The organism is Brenneria sp. g21c3 (genome assembly GCF_040240345.1).
Lineage (GTDB): Bacteria > Pseudomonadota > Gammaproteobacteria > Enterobacterales > Enterobacteriaceae > Brenneria.
In genome coordinates, this window is record NZ_JBEIAB010000011.1 from 1 (window position 1) to 16709 (window position 16709).

Sequence of the window (16709 nt, forward strand, 5' to 3'; positions counted from 1 at the left end):
CCCCTGAAGGGCCGTTGAAGACGACGACGTAGATAGGCTGGGTGTGTAAGTGCAGCGATGCATTGAGCTAACCAGTACTAATGACCCGAGAGGCTTAACCTTACAACACCGAAGGTGTTTTGGTGAGCAGAGACGAAGAGTTTTAGCTTGTTCATGGATTGGTTCTGATGGTTGTGTGATAAGCAACGGTTGGAATAAAACGAATTTGCCTGGCGGCGATAGCGCGGTGGTCCCACCTGATCCCATGCCGAACTCAGCAGTGAAACGCCGTAGCGCCGATGGTAGTGTGGGGTCTCCCCATGTGAGAGTAGGGAACTGCCAGGCATCAAACAGAACGGAAGGCTCAGTCGAAAGACTGGGCCTTTTGTTTTGCCTGTAATTTGTCGGCGAGGCGCTCTTTGGTAGGACAAATCCGCCGGGAGCGGATTTGAACGGTGCGCAGCAGCGGCCCGAAGGGCGGCCCACAGGGATGTGGGCCGTAAACTGCCAGGCATCAAATAAAGTAAAAAGCCTCATGCGCAAGCATGGGGCTTTTTGCTTTATGGGACTCAACGACAAATAAGACGTTGGTTGTTAAAACGGTAGAGAAGCAAAGCCCTGATTGTCAGGTCGGGACTTTGCAGCGATCGGAACGCGAAGGAAACCTCACTTCCGATCAGAGAGGGGCATATCAATCGGCTGATTTGACGACCTGTTCGACCGCCTTGGCAAACAGCGCCATGCCCTGCTCGATATCTTTGGGATCGATAACCAGAGACGGTACAAAGCGGATCACGTTTGGCCCGGCATTCAAGATCATCACACCCTGTTCGGCCGCCGCGGTTAAGAAATCGCGCGCCTGCCCATGCCATTGCGGCTTCAGTTCGGCGCCAAGCAATAATCCCATACCGCGAACCTGCTCGAAAATGCCGTACTGCTGATTAATTTTTTCCAATGCGCTGACAAACTGGTTGTGACGCTCGGCTACGCCCGACAGCACTTCAGGTGTATTGATGGTGTCTAACGCGGCCTCCGCGACGGCACAGGCAAGAGGGTTGCCGCCATAGGTGGTGCCATGTACGCCAACGCTCATGACCGAGGCAATCTCTTCCGTGGTCAGCATGGCGCTGATAGGGAAACCGCCGCCCAGCGCTTTGGCTGTGGTAAGAATATCCGGCTCAACCCCGTAGTGCATATAAGTAAACAGCTTACCCGTACGACCCATGCCGCATTGTACTTCGTCAAATACCAGCAGCGCTTTATACCGATCGCAGAGTTCACGCACGCCTTGCAGGAATTCCGGCGTTGCCGGCGTGATACCGCCTTCGCCCTGAATCGGTTCCAGTATGACGGCGCAGGTGTGGTCGTCCATCACGGCTTTGACGGCCGCCAGATCGTTAAAAGGAACGTGTACGATATCGGCTGGTTTCGGGCCAAAGCCATCGGCATATTTCGCCTGGCCGCCGACGGATACGGTAAACAGCGTACGCCCATGAAACGCGTTATAAAACGCAATGATTTTGGTTTTATACGGGCTGTGACGTTTAATCGCGTAGTGACGCGCCAGTTTGAAAGCCGCTTCGTTTGCTTCGGCGCCGGAGTTAACAAAAAACACCCGATCGGCAAAGGTTGCGTTAATCAGCTTACTGGCCAGACGCAGAGCCGGTTCATTGGTGAAAACATTGCTGGTATGCCACAGTTTTTCTCCCTGCTCTTTTAATGCGGCTACCAGGGCCGGATGACAGTGCCCCAGCGCGGTAACGGCTATCCCACCCGAGAAATCAATGTATTCTCGTCCCTGCTGATCCCACACCCTGCTCCCTTTTCCTTTTACCGGCACAAACTGCGCTGGTGCATAAACCGGCAAAATAACTTTGTCGTGAGTTTCCCGCGTTACTGCTTTTTTATCTGTTGTCATCTGCCTGCACGCTCCGATATCAACAACCATTGAATGAAAATATAGTCAATAAATATGCATAAAAAATCAATCTCAGGCAATATTTAATCACCCTGAAAGAAAATTTATTTCCTATCTGATTCTATTTTAAGAAAATTATCTAAAAGTTGGTGTCCTTGCTGACTGAGAATACTTTCAGGATGAAACTGAACGCCTTCCAATGGAAGCGAACGGTGCCGAATTCCCATTATTTCGTCATGTTTGCCGTCACGCTCGCTCCAGGCGGTCACTTCAAAGCAGTCGGGAAGAGATGCGGACTCCAGCACCAGCGAGTGGTAGCGCGTCACCGTCAGTGGCTGCGCCAGCCCGGAGAAAACCCCGGCATTATTATGTCGTATGGCTGACGTTTTGCCATGCATGACCTGCCGGGCTCGAATGACGCGGGCGCCGAACGCTTGTCCCATGGCCTGATGTCCAAGACAAACCCCGAGGATAGGCAATTTGCCGGCAAAATGACGGATAGCGGCCAGTGAGATACCCGCTTCATCCGGCGTACAGGGGCCGGGCGAGATCACGAGCCGCGACGGCGACAGACGCTCAATATCATTCAGATTTAGCTCATCATTACGTTTGACCAGTACTTCAGCGCCCAGCTCACAAAAATACTGATACAGGTTATAGGTAAAAGAGTCATAGTTATCAATCAGTAGCAACATGTATCACCCAATATTTTAATTTGCAGGTTTACTGGCAACTGCAAGCCGTCAGCTTCAACGTTATGGCGCTGAATTGGATTTTATCATCGAACGGTCCCGATGCCTCGGGCAGATAAGGGCGAGATCGGCGGGAAATGAAAGAAAGCCCGCCGGAAACGGCAGGCTTTCTCTTCGATTAATGCAGGATTTGGGACAGGAACATCTGGGTTCGTTCGGAACGCGGGCTGGTGAAGAAAATATCCGGCGCCGCCTGTTCGACGATTTCCCCCTGATCCATAAAGATGACGCGGTCGGCGACGGTTTTCGCAAACCCCATTTCATGAGTGACGCACAACATCGTCATCCCATCTTCCGCCAGCCCCAGCATGGTATCCAGCACTTCTTTCACCATTTCAGGATCGAGCGCCGAGGTCGGTTCATCAAACAGCATGATTTTGGGTTTCATACACAGCGAACGCGCGATGGCCACTCGCTGTTGCTGTCCCCCGGAAAGTTGACCGGGAAATTTGTGCGCATGAGCGTCAATACGTACGCGTTCCAGATAGTGCATCGCCAGCTCTTCCGCTTCTTTTTTCGGCGTATGGCGTACCCAGCAAGGCGCCAGGGTGCAATTCTGCAAAACCGTCAAATGAGGAAACAGATTGAAGTGCTGAAACACCATGCCGACTTCAGTTCTGATTTTTTCAATATTGCGTAAATCGTTATTCAGCTCGATGCCGTCAACCACGATCCGCCCTTGTTGATGTTCTTCCAGATGATTGATACAGCGTATCGTAGTGGATTTACCGGAGCCGGAAGGGCCGCACAGCACGATCCGTTCACCTTGCTTCACCTGCAAATTAATGTTTTTCAGTACGTGAAATTGTCCATACCACTTATTCACATCCTCTAATGTGATCATGTGATCGGCAGATTGCGTTAAAGAATTCTGATTCATGGCTGGCCTCAATGCGACTTATGTCCGGTGTTAAAACGATTTTCCAGATGCTGGCTGTAGCGCGACATGCTGAAACAAAAGATCCAATAGATCATGGCGGCAAAAACATAGCCTTCGGTAGACATACCGAGCCACGCCGGATCGACGGTGGCCTGCTGGATACTGCTGAAGAGATCGAACAACCCGATAATGATCACCAGGCTGGTGTCTTTGAACAGGGCGATGATGGTGTTGACCAGGCCGGGAATCACCATTTTCAGCGCCTGCGGCAGGATAACCAGTCCCTGCATCCGCCAGTAACCCAATCCCAGCGATTCCGCCGCTTCGTACTGGCCTTTCGGCAGCGCCTGCAAGCCGCCGCGAACGACTTCGGCCACATAGGCGGACTGGAAAAGAATAACGCCGACCAGCGCGCGCAAGAGTTTATCGATGCTTGTGCCTTCCGTTAAAAATAAGGGCAGCATAACGGATGACATAAAAAGCACGGTAATCAGCGGCACGCCGCGCCAGAACTCAATAAAAATCACTGAGAGTATGCGAATGACCGGCAGCGACGAACGACGTCCCAGCGCCAGTAAAATACCCAGCGGCAGCGCGCCCGCGATACCCACGGAGGCGATAATCAGCGTCAGCGTCAGTCCGCCCCATTGACTGGTTTCTACCAGAGTGAGTCCGCCAAACCCGCCGTAAAGCAGCCACCAGACGACCAGCGGATAGACCACCGACCAGCCGGCGATATAGCGTCCCCGGCGTGGCAGCGCGCGCCAAAACATCGGCAGGATGCTGAGCAGCCCGATGATCAGCGCGAAATTAATGCGCCAGACCTCCTTGGCGGGATAGAGTCCGTACATGAAATGGCTGAATCTGGCATGGATAAACACCCAGCATGCGCCCTCTTTGGTACAGTCGTTACGGGTTGTTCCAATCCAGTTGGCCTGAAAAAACGCCCAGTTCAATAACGGGGGAATGGCGATCCAAAGCAGCCATAGGCTCAGCAGCGTCAGCAGGCTGTTGGTGATGCTGGAGAAGAGATTACGTCGCGCCCAGTCGATCGCTCTGAAAAGCGAGGCTTGACGGTTCTGTGTATGCGGAATCATCGTCATGAAATCCTCTTAGCGCTCAATCAACGCAATCTTGCGGTTGTAAAGATTCATCAGCAGAGAAATCAGCAGGCTGATAATGAGATACACCGACATGGTCATGGCGATGGTTTCTATCGCCTGACCGGTCTGGTTCAACACCGAACCTGCAAATAGCGACACCATATCCGGATAGCCGATAGCGGCGGCCAGCGATGAGTTTTTAACAACGTTGAGATACTGGCTGGTCAGCGGCGGGATAATGACGCGCAACGCCTGGGGAAGAATCACTTTTCGCAATGTGATCGGATTCGGCAGGCCAAGAGAGTACGCCGCCTCATGTTGACCGTAAGAAACGGATTGGATCCCGGAGCGAATAATTTCGGCGATGAACGACGAGGTATACACCGACAGCGCCACCGTCAGCGCGGCCAACTCGGGGATTAAGACCATACCGCCGCGGAAGTTAAAGCCTCGCAGCTGCGGTACGTTCCAATGCATGGCCGGACCAAAGATCAGATGGCTTAACACAAGCAATAGCGCCAGAACGCCTAATGCCGTCGGCCAGGTTTTTCTGAACCGGCCGGTGAGTACGTGGTAGCGTTTATTGCGACGCGCAATAATCAGCGCCGCAACCAGCGTGATAACAAGAGAAAAACAGAATGCGATAGCGCCGGGGCCGGCCTCGGGTGAAGGAATATAAAGGCCGCGGTTGCTCAGGAACGAAATATCGAAAGCCGTGATGGCTTGCCGCGGACCCGGCAGGTTGCGCAGTACCGCAAAATACCAGAAAAAGATCTGCAACAGCGGCGGAATATTGCGGAAAATCTCAATATAGAAGGTTGAGATTTTGCGCAACAGCCAATTGTCGGACAGGCGCGCCAGACCGACGACCAGACCAAGTATCGAGGCAAAGACAATACATAAGGCCGAAACCAATAATGTATTGCATAACCCGACAAGGAAAACACGGCCATAGCTGTCGCCTTGTTGGTAGTCGATCAGATGCTGAATGATGCCAAAGCCTGAGCTATTGTTCAGGAAGGCGAATCCGTATGTGATCCCTCGCTGCGCAAGGTTGGTCACGGTGTTGTGTAACAGGTAAGCGGCGGTAGCCAATACGGCGATGACAACGATTATTTGGTACAGCCAGGCGCGCACCGCCGGATTAGTCAGTGATAAATCACTTTTCACGGTTGGGCGTTGTTGCATATTGAAGCCTCAATAGCGGGGATACAGAGGGCGCGGCAATCCTGCCGCGCCCGTATTTCAACTGGCGATTAACGTACGGACGGCGCGTACTGAATCCCGCCTTTATTCCATAATTCGTTGAGGCCGCGTTTGATTTTTAATTCGCTGCCCATCCCGACATTGCGTTCGAAGATTTCGCCGTAGTTACCGACTTGTTTGATGATTTTATGCGCCCAGTCGTTAGATAATTTCAGGTCTTTGCCGTAGTTGCCTTCATGACCGAGCAGGTGGGACATATCCGGGGTGGTGGGGTTGGCGGCTAACTGATCGACGTTTTGCGACGTCACGCCCATTTCTTCCGCGTTCAACATGGCGAACAGCGTCCAGCGAACAATGGAGAACCACTCTTCATCGCCGCGGCGCACGATCGGCCCCAGCGGTTCTTTAGAGATCACTTCCGGCAGCACGATAAACTCGCTTGGGTTGCTCAGCTTGATGCGCAGCGCATAAAGCTGAGACTGGTCGGAGGCCAGCGTATCGCAGCGGCCTGATTCCAGCGCTTTGGCGCTTTCGTCAGAGCGGTCGAACGTAACCGGGGTGAACTGCATTTTATTGGTTTTAAAGTAGTCGGCCACGTTCAGTTCGGTGTCCGTACCGGACTGAATGCAGACCGTTGCGCCATCCAGCTCTTTGGCGCTGGTTAATCCGGCTTTGTTGTGGGTCAGGAAGCCGATGCCATCGTAATAGGTGACGCCGGTAAACAGCAGGCCCATGGCGCTATCACGCGAGGAGGTCCAGGTCGTGTTGCGCGACAGGAGATCGACTTCACCGGATTGCAGGGCGGTGAGGCGTTCTTTCGCCGTCAGCGGCGTGTATTTTACTTTGTTCGCGTCGCCGAATACGGCAGCCGCCACGCCTCGGCATACATCAACATCAATGCCGGTGAATTTACCGCTGGCGTCAGCATAAGAGAAGCCAGGCAACCCATCGCTGATGCCGCACTGCACGAATCCTTTTTTCTGGATCGCGTCCAGCGTCGCGCCCGCCTGGGCCTGACCAACCGCGGCAAACAGGGAGGCGCCGGCAACCAGGGAGGAAATAATCATGCTTTTCATATTCATCCTTGTAATTAAATTGTTATATCTTGTTGTATTAAAAGTGCTAAATCAGATGCACCATACTTGCTCGTCGGCTCGTTGCCGCGCAACTGCTAAGCAATTAGGGTGCCAATTTTATATTTCGCTGATAAGAGAAAAGAAAATGACAAGCGATTGTTCCGCAGGAGGGCAGTTAACGAAATCGCTTGCACCAAAATAAGGAAAGCAGCGCTGGCGCGCCCTGATGTGGTGCGTGAGGCGCGGTGATGTTAACGATCCCGCTCCGTTAGATAAGCGCGGCTTAAGCGATGGCGGAAAGGGGATAATGGCATCGGCAATCGGCCACATCTATATGTTTTATCTGGATATCCATATCCAATCGTTTTATTTGTATACAAAAGTCTTCCATTGTATTTTCACTGGCGATGGGTAAATCGTCTTCCTGGACTCAATAAATATTCGCCATCTCCTTTATTTCCAGCCCATGTCGAGTGCGTCGCTCATCACAAGAAAGCCGGCAAACTGCGGCGGCTTAGCGACAAAGGTTATGGGCTTGATTATCGATAACGAAGACAGTTAGCCACTTATTCCCGCGCGGACCGCCATGATTACCGGAGCCATTTTTAATGAAAAAAATTATCACCCTTGCCGCCGCGATAATGATCGGCCTGGCAGGAACGGGGACATCGTTGGCAGGCAAAAAAGACGATACGCTGACGGCTCTATTATCGCGAGATATCTATACGGTTGATGGCCTCTATTCCACACGCACGGAAAATTCATTGATCGGCCAATTGACCGACGACACCTTATTCATCATTCAGGACGATGGCACGATAGGCCCCAATTTGGCGGAGAGCTTTCACTATCGGGACGATAAAACGCTCGATGTGGTACTGCATGACAACGTCAAATTTCACGACGGCAGCGTGTTAACCGCAGAAGACGTCGTCTATTCGCTCAATTATCTGCTGGATAAAAATGCGAAAACCGCGTTCGGTTCGCAGGTCCGGGAGGTTGTGGCCGACGTGCGCGCCACCGGGCCGTTGCAGTTGCAGATTCGATTCCATAAAACGGACCCGCTGGCGCTCAACATCCTCGCCGTTCGGGGTCTGATCCGCAAGGCCCACACCTACGACGGGCCGGACGGCGCTCTCAATACCACGGCGCAGAATCAGACGCTGAACGGGCTGGGGCCGTACCGGATAACGCGTTTCGTACCTGGGCAGACCGTTGAACTGACGCGGTTTGCGGACTATCGCCAGGACGGGCCGAAAGGTTCGCCGGCCATCGGCAAAGTCGTTTTCCGCGCCGTAGCCGAAGAGGGGACTCGCGCCGCGGAGCTGGCGTCGGGCAACGCTGAATGGACGTACTATATCGCCGACGACGCGACCGCCGCGCTGAAGGCCGCCGGGCGGGTGAATGTCGTGCAAAACCTGTCTTCGCGCGTGGCTTATCTGGTTCTTGATGCGCAGGGGGGCGTCGCCGGCAATGAGAACGGGCCGGTGACGAAAAAACTCGTCCGCCAGGCGCTCTCTTATGCCATCGATAAGCCGTCTATTGTCCAGAGTCTTACCGGCAGCGGCACGCTGGCGCTGGATTCGCTCTGCGCTCCCGCCATGTTCGGCTGTTCCCGGGAGGTGGCGAAATATACCTATGACCCAAAGAAAACCAGGGCGCTTTTGGCGGAAGCGGGCTATCCGCAGGGATTCTCCATTACCTTGCAGAGCACGCGCGACCGCCCGGCGCTGGAAGCCATCGTGGAGCAGTGGCGTCAGGCGGGGGTCGATGCCCGTTTGAGTTTCGTACCCAGCGCGGTACAGGCGGAGATGCGTAGAAACAATCAGGTGATCGCCTTTTATCAAACGTGGGGAACGGAAGGACGGCAGGATGCGGGTACTTTGTTGGGCAACACCTTCGTCGGCTCCAATCGCAATCTGACCGGCGACAAACGGCTGGAGCCGCTGGTGCGTTCCGCGCAGGAAACCTTCGATCCGCAGGCGCGCAGCGACGCGTACCAGCAGGCGTTGTCGATTATCGCGGAGGAGGCCTACCTGATCCCCTTGTTTCAACTGGCTGAAAACTGGGTGATCTCTCCGGAACTGGATATTAGCGCGGGTACTGACGGGCTGCCCCGTTTCTATCGCGCGCGCTGGAAAGAATAACCCGGGCTAATCGGTCTCGGTTCGTCAATCAGTACGCGTGTCGCAGGATGCGCGTACGGAAGGAATTTACTGTGGCGAGTTATTTGCTTCGCCGTCTGGTCACCGCGTTGATGGTGACGCTGACGATTTCGGTTATCACCTTTGTCCTGTTGCATGGCGCCGCCGATCCGGCGACCGCGATCGCCGGCAATGAGGCCACCCCGGCGATGATCGCCGAGGTGCGTGCCAACCTGGGGCTCGATCGGCCTCTGCCGGTGCAATACCTTCACTGGCTGCGCGATCTGGTCCATGGCGACATGGGGATGAGCTATCACGTACATGAGCCGGTCGCCACGCTGATTGCGCGTCATATCCCGGCCACGCTGATCATGGCGTTCAGCGCGATTCTGGTGACCTTGGCGATCTCGCTGCCGCTGGGCGTCGTCGCCGCGCTCCGGCCGAATGGGTTGTTCGATCGCATCGCGTTGATGATCGCCGTCGCCGCCCAGGCGATACCGAATTTCTGGCTCGGCCTGCTGTTGATCCTGATTTTCGCGGTCATCTTTCCGCTGCTGCCGGTCTCCGGCGACGGTACGTGGCGGCATTTTATTCTGCCGGCCGTGGTGCTAGGCACCAGCTCGGTGCCGACGGTGACCCGGCTGGTTCGCGCCGGTCTGCTGGATGTTCTGCAATCCGACTATATCCGCACCGCCCGCGCCTATGGCTGGCGGGGCGGCCGTCTGATGTGGCAGCACGCGCTGAGGAACGCGGCTCTGCCGGTGGTGAGCGTGCTGGCGATTCAACTGGGCAACAAACTGGGCGGATCGGTGGTGACAGAGGCGGTGTTTGCCGTCAACGGGTTGGGCGGACTGACGCTGCGCTCGATTCAGATGGTGGATATTCCGACGATTCAATCGCTGGTGGTGCTGTTTTCATTAATTTTCGTCGTGATGACGCTGCTGGCCGATGTGCTGAACGCCTGGCTGGATCCGCGCGTTCGATTAAGCTAAAACGACCGGGGAAATCGCATGACCCTATCCGTATCGCTCGTCCGTACCGCGGGGAAAAAGCATTTTCTTCACGCCGCCTTGCGCCACCCCAACTTTGTTATCGGTACGACGATTCTGCTGGTTTTTATCCTGCTGGCGCTACTGGCGCCTTATCTTTCGTCTCAGGATCCCTTCAGCCAGAACCTGATGAATCGTCTGAAGCCGCCGTTCTGGAGCGAAGGCGGTTCACTCGTCTGGCCGCTGGGTACCGACCATCTCGGCCGCGATTATTTCAGCCGACTGCTGTATGGCTGCCGTATTTCTCTGGTTGTGGGGTTCGGCGCCGCGACGCTGGGGGCGCTCATCGGCGTGACCCTGGGCGTCTGCGCGGCCTATTTCGGCCGTAGCGTCGATGCCGCGATAGGGTATCTGCTGTCATGCCAACTGGCATTGCCGAATATGGTGCTGGCCATGACGCTGGTGTTTTTGATCGGTCCTTCGGTCGGCGTGGTTATCGCGGTTATCGGCTTTCTGCACTGGAATTATTTTCTGGTGGTCAGCCGCTCGGTCAGTATGCAGATCGCCCGACTGGAGTACGTTCAGGCCTCGCGGGCGGCGGGCAGCTCGTCCTTTCAGGTTATCCGGTATGACATTCTACCCAATATCGTTCAGCACATTATCGTCATTTTTACCCTGGAGGTCGGACTGGCGATCCTGGCCGAAGCGTCGCTGTCGTTTCTCGGCGTCGGCATACCGTCGCCGATGCCGTCATGGGGATTGATGATCGCCGAAGCCAAAAACGCCATTTTCACTTCGCCGTGGCTGATCGTGCTGCCGGGGCTGCTGCTGTTTACGCTCGTGGTCGCGACCAACCTGGTGGGCGACGCGCTGCGCGATTTGATTTCTCCGGAGACGATGCGATGACATTCCAGCCACCGAACGCCAATGCGGCGTTAGTGAGCGTCGAGGGGCTCAATGTGCATGTGCCGACGGCGGCGGGGTATCATCCGGTGGTCAACGACGTCAGCTTTGAGCTGGCGCCGGGCGCGACGCTGGGCGTGGTGGGCGAATCGGGATCGGGAAAATCCATGCTGGCGCTGTCTTTGCTGCGGTTGACGCCGCCGCAGGCGCGCATCGGCGCCCGTCGTCTGGTGGTCGGAGGAATAGATATTCCGTCGGCCAGTGAAAAAACGCTGGCGCAACGCCTGCGCGGACAGGCGGTGACCTGCGTGTTTCAGGATCCGATGACGTCATTGAATCCGGTGTACAGCATCGGCCATCAGTTGATCGGCGTCATGCGGGTACATCGGCGGATAGCGCGTAAAGAGGCGACCGAACGCGCCCTTGATCTGCTGCATCGGGTCGGCATCGCCGATCCGGCGCGGCGTTTTCACCACTATCCGCACCAGTTTTCCGGCGGGCAGCGGCAGCGGATCATGATCGCCATGGCGTTGGTGAACCGCCCGCAGTTGCTGATTGCCGATGAGCTGACCACCGCGCTGGATGTTACCGTGCAGCGGCAGATTCTGGATCTGCTCCAATCCTTGCAGGACGAAATGGGGATGGGCCTGCTGATGATCTCACACGATCTGGCGGCGATCGCCCAGATATGTGAACGCGTCATGGTCATGAAAGACGGGCAGATCGTGGAACGGGGAAACGGCCGCGAGATTTTCCGCCGGCCGCAGCACCGCTATACCCAGAGGCTGGTGTCCTGTCTGCCGCGCCCATTTGGCGAGCTGGTTTCGGACGCCCCGCCTCCGGCATCATCTTCGGCGCCGATGGCGGTGAAACTCTCCGACGTCAGCTGCCGTTTCCCGCTCGGCGGCGGACTCTGGCGGGCAAAGGGCTTTATCGACGCGGTCAGCCATGTGTCGCTCGAACTGCGCAAGGGCGAAAGTCTGGCGCTGGTCGGCACGTCGGGCAGCGGCAAATCGACGCTGGCGAAGCTCCTGACCGGTCAGCAGAGGCCGACGGCGGGGAAAATCGAGCTGCTGGGCCGTGAAGTGGGCGGCTATGCGCGTCTGGCGCTGTCGCAACGGATCCAACCCATTTTTCAGGATACCTATTCATCGCTCAACCCGCGCCGCACCGTGGGGGAGATCATTCGTTATCCGCTGGATCTGCATCAGAGAGGCGCCGCCGGGCGGCAGAGCAAAGTGGAGGAGATGATGGCGAATGTGGGTCTGGATCCCGCCGTTTTCCTGCATCGTTATCCTAACCAACTTTCCGGCGGGCAGCGCCAGCGCGTAGCCATCGCCCGCGCGCTGATTCTGGAACCGGATATCGTGGTGTGCGACGAGCCGACTTCGGCGCTGGATGTTTCCATCCAGATGCAAATTCTGCAATTGCTGGCCGATCTGCGACGGCGTCTCGGGCTGACCTACCTGTTTGTGACCCATAACCTGCATACGGTGCCGTATGTGGCCGATCGCGTGGCGGTGATGCACAAAGGCAGGCTGGTGGAAGTCGGACCCGTCGCCGATGTGTTGACCCGGCCGCAGCATGATTATACGCGCCGCCTGCTGAACTCGGTCTTAACCATCGACGAGGCGGACGGCGAACGCAACAGCATGATTCATCGGGCTTCGTCGTATTAAGCGGCGCGGCGATTGTTAGACCTAAGGGGAAAGTGAATGACTCGCGCACTGGATTTTATCACCATCGCACCGCGCAGCGTAAAGCCGCGCAAGGCCGGCTATACCATCGCCCGCGACCTGGGACTGGGCTATGAGCGTATTAAAAACTGCCTGGAAGATGTCGCGCAGTTTGTGGATTTTATAAAGATCAGACACATTTCGGCGCTGAAAATGACCCATGCCAAGGACGATCCGGTGCGGCGTAAAATCGATCTCTATCTCCAGAATGATATTCAGCCGTTCGCCGGCGGGATCGTGTTCGAACTGGCCTATGCGCAGGGACAGGCGGAGAGGGTGATCCCGTCGCTGGCCGATTTAGGCTTTACCGCCATCGAACTGTCGGAAAATTTTATTCAACTCACCAGCGCGGAGCGGGAAAAATATATCTCCCTGGCGAAAAAGGCCGGACTGTTCGTTTTTTCCGAACTGGGCGGCAAGTATCCGGAGCAGGTTTTATCTGTCGCGCCGATCGTCAAAGACATGAAAGAGGTATTGTCGATGGGGGCGGATCTGGTCACGCTGGAGGGCGGGGAGCTGGATAACGCGCTGGGTAAACAGGCGGAGAAGGAAACCGGACACCTGATTCTCGAGCTGGTCGATCAGGTCGGTTATGAAAATATTACCTTCGAAGCGGAAGAGATGAAACAGCAGGCCTGGCTGGTTAACAACATTAGCCGCGAGGTGAATATCGGGCCGAATCTGGATATTCACGAGCGCGGCATCGTCATGCTGGAACCGATTCGGCTCGGGTTAAGCACCGGCTATGTTTATCTCACCGATCTGTTGCAGAAAAACGCGGCGCAAGCCAATGACCGCTAACCTTTCTTCCACCTGGTGACAACAATGACGGAACGCGCCGCATCCCGAATGACATTCGCCGTCACCGGCGAATCGTTATGTACCCGCAGGCACAGTTGCTATCGCGACGCGCCTTTCCTGCAACTGGTCGAACTGCTGCGTCAGGCGGATGTGGCGCAGACCAATCTGGAGACCCGTATCCATACGTTCCGCGGTTATCCGATGCCGGTCGATACCATGGGCGCCAGCCAGTCTTACCAGCAGGCCGATCCCTTTGTGGCCGACGAACTGCGCTGGATGGGATTTAATATGATTGCCCGCTCCAACAACCACGGTATGGACTACGGCCCTGAAATGGTGCGGGAAGAAGGCGAAATTCTGGATGCGGCCGGGCTGGTTCATGCCGGCGCGGGCGTCAATCTGGCCGCCGCGACGCAGCCCGTCTGGCTGGAGACGAATAACGGCCGCGCCGCGCTCATCTCGCTATGCACCGATTTCCCCCCCCATTGTCCCGCCGGAGAACAACGACCCGATATGCAGGGGCGGCCGGGCATTAACGCGCTGCATTTCGACGTCGATTATCCGCTTGAAGGTGATGACTTCGCCGCGTTGCAACGTATTGCGGAACGGCTGGGGCCGGGACATGGCGTGCGCGGCGATAAAATTCTGGCTTTCGGTCAGGTATTTTTCCGCGCCGGGCAAACCGCCAGCCGTTATACCGCCCGGCAAAGCGACGTACAGCGCAACGTTCGGGCCATCGGCGAGGCGAAACGCGCCGCGGATTTCGTCATCGTACATATTCATCACAGCACCCGCACCGGTCATCGACCCGCCGAGCGTATCCAACAGCTGGCGCGAGCGCTGATTGACGCCGGCGCCGATATTATCGTGGGCGACGGGCCGCATGTCCTGCAAGGTATTGAGATCTATCGCGGGCGACCCATCTTTTACAGCCTGGGCAATTTCTTTTATCAGAGCGAAACCATCAAGCGTTTTCCGGCGGATTTTTACGAGCGCAGCGGTCTTGACGCCACGGCGACGCCGCAGGATGTGCTGGATGTGCGCGATGCCATTCGTTCCGGTAAACGTCTGGTGGACAAGGTGCAGCCTACGCGCACCGGCGATGCGTATATGAAATGGTTTGAAGCCTTGCTGGGGCAAGTAGTTTTTGACGGGGACAAACTGGCGGAAATCGTGCTGCATCCGATCTGGAACTACCACGAGCGTCGTTCTCAACGGGGGCTGCCGCGCTTGGCGCCGGAGGAACATGCGCAACGTATTTTGCACAATATCGCGGACTACTCCAGGGAATGGGGAACGCGGATCGCCATCGACGGCAATCGCGGACGTATCCTGTTGCGTTGAGCGGCAACGGCGCGGGCGATGGCGCAGGGGAAAGTGCCGCCGGCCGCGCCATCGAGTGACCGATTCAGCGCGGCGTCTCGCTGAACATGCATTAAACGCGCCTCAGGCGACGCCGGCCGCGTGCAGATCGTGCAGATTTATCGCGCCGACCAGTTTGCCCTCGCTGTCGACCACCGGCGCGGCGGAGATATGCTGCTCATGCAGCGCTTCCAGCGCCGCCGCCGCCCGCCACTCCGCGGGCAACTGGTAGCCGGGGCTGGTCATGGCCCGGGTGATGACGGTATCCAGCGCGTTGCCTTTGACCAGCCAGCGACGCAGGTCGCCGTCGGTAAACACGCCGGCTACCCGGTTTTCATCGTCGCAGACCACAATCAACCCCAGCCCGGTGCGGCTCAATTCCAGCATGGCGTCCATGACGCTCGCCGTTTGTTCAACGCGCGGCAAGCGATCGCCGCTGCGCATAATATGGTGGACGCGGTTGAGCAACCTGGCGCCCAGACTGCCGCCGGGATGCGAGCGTGCAAATTGCTCTGCGCTGAAGCCCCGATGACGCATCAGCGCCATCGCCAGCGCATCGCCCATCATCAGCGTGTTCACCGCGCTGGAGGTGGGCGCCAGCCCCATCGGACACGCCTCGCGCGTGACGCCGACATCCAGCACGCAGCTGGCGGCCAGACCGAGGGGCGACTCGGCGTTGCCGGTCAGGGCGATAACCGGTATGCGGCTCTCGGCCAGCAGCGGCAGCAGTACATTCAGCTCCTGCGCCCGGCCCGAGTAAGAGATAAATATCACCACATCCCGCGGGCCGATCATGCCCAGGTCGCCGTGCAGCGCTTCCGCCGGATGAACAAAAAACGCCGGCGTGCCGGTGCTGGCCAGCGAGGCGGCGATCTTCTTGCCGATATGGCCGGATTTTCCCATGCCCGACACCACGACTTTCCCCGCGCATTCCAACAGCAGTTTGCAGGCGTCGACAAAGCGGGTATCCAGCCGTTCCAGCATGCGCTGGGCCTCGGTGATTTCTATCGCCAGCGTTTCGCGGGCGAAGGTCAATAAACGCTCATTCATCGCCGTCTCCTACCACGATTACATTAATGTTTTTTTCTCTGAGCGCAGCGAGATAGTCGGGGTTGATGCCGTTGTCGGTAATCAGGATATCGACGGCGCCGAGCTCGCAGACCACGTTCGGGCTTTTACGGCCGAATTTGGAGGAGTCCACCAGCAGGATAAGCTGCTGCGCGGCGCGGCACATGGCCTGGCTGACGGCATGCAGCTCATTGTAGGTGGTGACGCCGGCATTCAGATCCACGCCGTCGGCGCCGATAAACAGCTTATCAAAACTGAAATGGGAAAAAGCGGCCTCCGCCAGACTGCCGTGAAACGAGGCCGAGGTTTTACGGTAGGTTCCGCCCGGCATCAGGATGGTCTGATCGTTATCCAGTTCAACCAGCTCATTGACGATGCTCAGGCTGTTGGTCATGACGGTAATGTTGTTGAACTGCGTCAGCCACGGCACCATTTGCAATACGGTGCTGCCGGCGTCAAAAATCAACGAGTCGCCGTCATTAATCAGCGTGGCGGCCTTGCGGGCTATCTGCTTTTTTTGGGTGGTATTGATGTGTGTTTTACGGTCGATAGGCTGATCGCCTTCCTCCCGATTGGGCATTACGCCGCCATAGGTGCGAATAACCGCGCCTTCTTCCTCCAGCGCGGTTAAATCTTTACGAATTGTGGTTCCTGTCGTATTAAAGCGGCTGACCAGGGTTTCCACGGACGTTTTGCCATAGGTGCGCAGATATTCCAGGATTGCCGCCTGACGCTGTTTCGGTTTCATTACGCGATTTCCATCCGATATGCCCATTTCTTCCCTACATGATT

Annotated in this window: 14 protein-coding genes and 2 rRNA genes; 8 read left to right on the forward strand and 8 right to left on the reverse strand. The window is 56.5% G+C overall.

Going from position 1 to position 16709, the window contains the following annotated elements; translation table 11 throughout:
• Positions 1-102, forward strand: a 23S ribosomal RNA gene (locus ABRZ28_RS15845); the annotation flags it as partial.
• Positions 103-208: 106 nt separating this feature from the next.
• A 5S ribosomal RNA gene (gene rrf, locus ABRZ28_RS15850) occupies positions 209-324 on the forward strand.
• Between the two features lie 346 nt (positions 325-670).
• On the opposite strand, the gene argD is transcribed toward rrf, so the two are convergent.
• The 6 genes from argD to ABRZ28_RS15880 all read right to left on the reverse strand — a co-directional run bounded on the left by argD (position 671) and on the right by ABRZ28_RS15880 (position 6914).
• Positions 671-1897, reverse strand: coding sequence for a bifunctional acetylornithine/succinyldiaminopimelate transaminase (gene argD, locus ABRZ28_RS15855; protein WP_330520873.1), 1227 nt, complete (start codon positions 1895-1897; stop codon positions 671-673).
• A 104-nt stretch (positions 1898-2001) separates the two neighbouring features.
• Entirely contained in the window at positions 2002-2592 is a 591-nt protein-coding gene (locus ABRZ28_RS15860; protein ID WP_330520874.1) for an aminodeoxychorismate synthase component II, read from the reverse strand.
• Positions 2593-2767: 175 nt separating this feature from the next.
• The gene (locus ABRZ28_RS15865; RefSeq protein ID WP_319605116.1) at positions 2768-3529 is read right to left on the reverse strand and encodes an amino acid ABC transporter ATP-binding protein; all 762 of its coding nucleotides are present in this window, start codon (positions 3527-3529) and stop codon (positions 2768-2770) included.
• An 8-nt stretch (positions 3530-3537) separates the two neighbouring features.
• Positions 3538-4632 carry an amino acid ABC transporter permease gene (locus ABRZ28_RS15870; RefSeq protein WP_330520875.1) on the reverse strand — a complete coding sequence of 365 codons (1095 nt, stop codon included), beginning with the start codon at positions 4630-4632 and terminating at the stop codon, positions 3538-3540.
• A gap of 9 nt (positions 4633-4641) precedes the next feature.
• Complete coding sequence (locus tag ABRZ28_RS15875) at positions 4642-5820, reverse strand: amino acid ABC transporter permease (protein WP_319605118.1); 1179 nt, start codon at positions 5818-5820, stop codon at positions 4642-4644.
• A 68-nt stretch (positions 5821-5888) separates the two neighbouring features.
• Positions 5889-6914: an amino acid ABC transporter substrate-binding protein gene (locus ABRZ28_RS15880; RefSeq protein WP_319605119.1), complete on the reverse strand. Its 1026-nt coding sequence runs from the start codon at positions 6912-6914 to the stop codon at positions 5889-5891.
• Between the two features lie 608 nt (positions 6915-7522).
• On the opposite strand from ABRZ28_RS15880, the gene ABRZ28_RS15885 reads away from it, so the two are divergent.
• The 6 genes from ABRZ28_RS15885 (at position 7523) to ABRZ28_RS15910 (ending at position 14831) form a co-directional block, all read left to right on the forward strand.
• A complete protein-coding gene (locus ABRZ28_RS15885) occupies positions 7523-9061 on the forward strand; it encodes an ABC transporter substrate-binding protein (protein ID WP_319605120.1) in 1539 nt (512 codons plus the stop codon).
• A gap of 71 nt (positions 9062-9132) precedes the next feature.
• Positions 9133-10050, forward strand: coding sequence for an ABC transporter permease (locus tag ABRZ28_RS15890; protein WP_319605121.1), 918 nt, complete (start codon positions 9133-9135; stop codon positions 10048-10050).
• A gap of 18 nt (positions 10051-10068) precedes the next feature.
• The gene (locus ABRZ28_RS15895; protein WP_319605122.1) at positions 10069-10953 is read left to right on the forward strand and encodes an ABC transporter permease; all 885 of its coding nucleotides are present in this window, start codon (positions 10069-10071) and stop codon (positions 10951-10953) included.
• The gene (locus tag ABRZ28_RS15900) at positions 10950-12629 is read left to right on the forward strand and encodes a dipeptide ABC transporter ATP-binding protein (protein ID WP_319605123.1); all 1680 of its coding nucleotides are present in this window, start codon (positions 10950-10952) and stop codon (positions 12627-12629) included. The genes ABRZ28_RS15895 and ABRZ28_RS15900 overlap by 4 nt, the downstream gene beginning before the upstream one ends.
• A 36-nt stretch (positions 12630-12665) precedes the next feature.
• Positions 12666-13487, forward strand: coding sequence for a phosphosulfolactate synthase (locus tag ABRZ28_RS15905; protein ID WP_319605124.1), 822 nt, complete (start codon positions 12666-12668; stop codon positions 13485-13487).
• A gap of 24 nt (positions 13488-13511) precedes the next feature.
• The gene (locus tag ABRZ28_RS15910; RefSeq protein WP_319605125.1) at positions 13512-14831 is read left to right on the forward strand and encodes a CapA family protein; all 1320 of its coding nucleotides are present in this window, start codon (positions 13512-13514) and stop codon (positions 14829-14831) included.
• Between the two features lie 102 nt (positions 14832-14933).
• Here ABRZ28_RS15910 and gutQ read toward each other — a convergent pair whose 3' ends face one another.
• Both gutQ and srlR read right to left on the reverse strand, forming a co-directional pair.
• The gene (gene gutQ, locus ABRZ28_RS15915) at positions 14934-15899 is read right to left on the reverse strand and encodes an arabinose-5-phosphate isomerase GutQ (protein WP_330520876.1); all 966 of its coding nucleotides are present in this window, start codon (positions 15897-15899) and stop codon (positions 14934-14936) included.
• Entirely contained in the window at positions 15892-16665 is a 774-nt protein-coding gene (srlR, locus tag ABRZ28_RS15920) for a glucitol operon DNA-binding transcriptional repressor SrlR (RefSeq protein ID WP_330520877.1), read from the reverse strand. The genes gutQ and srlR overlap by 8 nt, the downstream gene beginning before the upstream one ends.
• Positions 16666-16709: the final 44 nt, after the last annotated feature.

What these genes read in the sequence shown, in the direction of transcription:
- argD (WP_330520873.1), bottom strand. Translation starts at nt 1,897, where the DNA reads ATGACAACAGATAAAAAAGCAGTAACGCGGGAAACTCACGACAAAGTT.
- ABRZ28_RS15860 (WP_330520874.1), bottom strand. Translation starts at nt 2,592, where the DNA reads ATGTTGCTACTGATTGATAACTATGACTCTTTTACCTATAACCTGTAT.
- ABRZ28_RS15865 (WP_319605116.1), bottom strand. Translation starts at nt 3,529, where the DNA reads ATGAATCAGAATTCTTTAACGCAATCTGCCGATCACATGATCACATTA.
- ABRZ28_RS15870 (WP_330520875.1), bottom strand. Translation starts at nt 4,632, where the DNA reads ATGACGATGATTCCGCATACACAGAACCGTCAAGCCTCGCTTTTCAGA.
- ABRZ28_RS15875 (WP_319605118.1), bottom strand. Translation starts at nt 5,820, where the DNA reads ATGCAACAACGCCCAACCGTGAAAAGTGATTTATCACTGACTAATCCG.
- ABRZ28_RS15880 (WP_319605119.1), bottom strand. Translation starts at nt 6,914, where the DNA reads ATGAAAAGCATGATTATTTCCTCCCTGGTTGCCGGCGCCTCCCTGTTT.
- ABRZ28_RS15885 (WP_319605120.1), top strand. Translation starts at nt 7,523, where the DNA reads ATGAAAAAAATTATCACCCTTGCCGCCGCGATAATGATCGGCCTGGCA.
- ABRZ28_RS15895 (WP_319605122.1), top strand. Translation starts at nt 10,069, where the DNA reads ATGACCCTATCCGTATCGCTCGTCCGTACCGCGGGGAAAAAGCATTTT.
- ABRZ28_RS15900 (WP_319605123.1), top strand. Translation starts at nt 10,950, where the DNA reads ATGACATTCCAGCCACCGAACGCCAATGCGGCGTTAGTGAGCGTCGAG.
- ABRZ28_RS15905 (WP_319605124.1), top strand. Translation starts at nt 12,666, where the DNA reads ATGACTCGCGCACTGGATTTTATCACCATCGCACCGCGCAGCGTAAAG.
- ABRZ28_RS15910 (WP_319605125.1), top strand. Translation starts at nt 13,512, where the DNA reads ATGACGGAACGCGCCGCATCCCGAATGACATTCGCCGTCACCGGCGAA.
- gutQ (WP_330520876.1), bottom strand. Translation starts at nt 15,899, where the DNA reads ATGAATGAGCGTTTATTGACCTTCGCCCGCGAAACGCTGGCGATAGAA.
- srlR (WP_330520877.1), bottom strand. Translation starts at nt 16,665, where the DNA reads ATGAAACCGAAACAGCGTCAGGCGGCAATCCTGGAATATCTGCGCACC.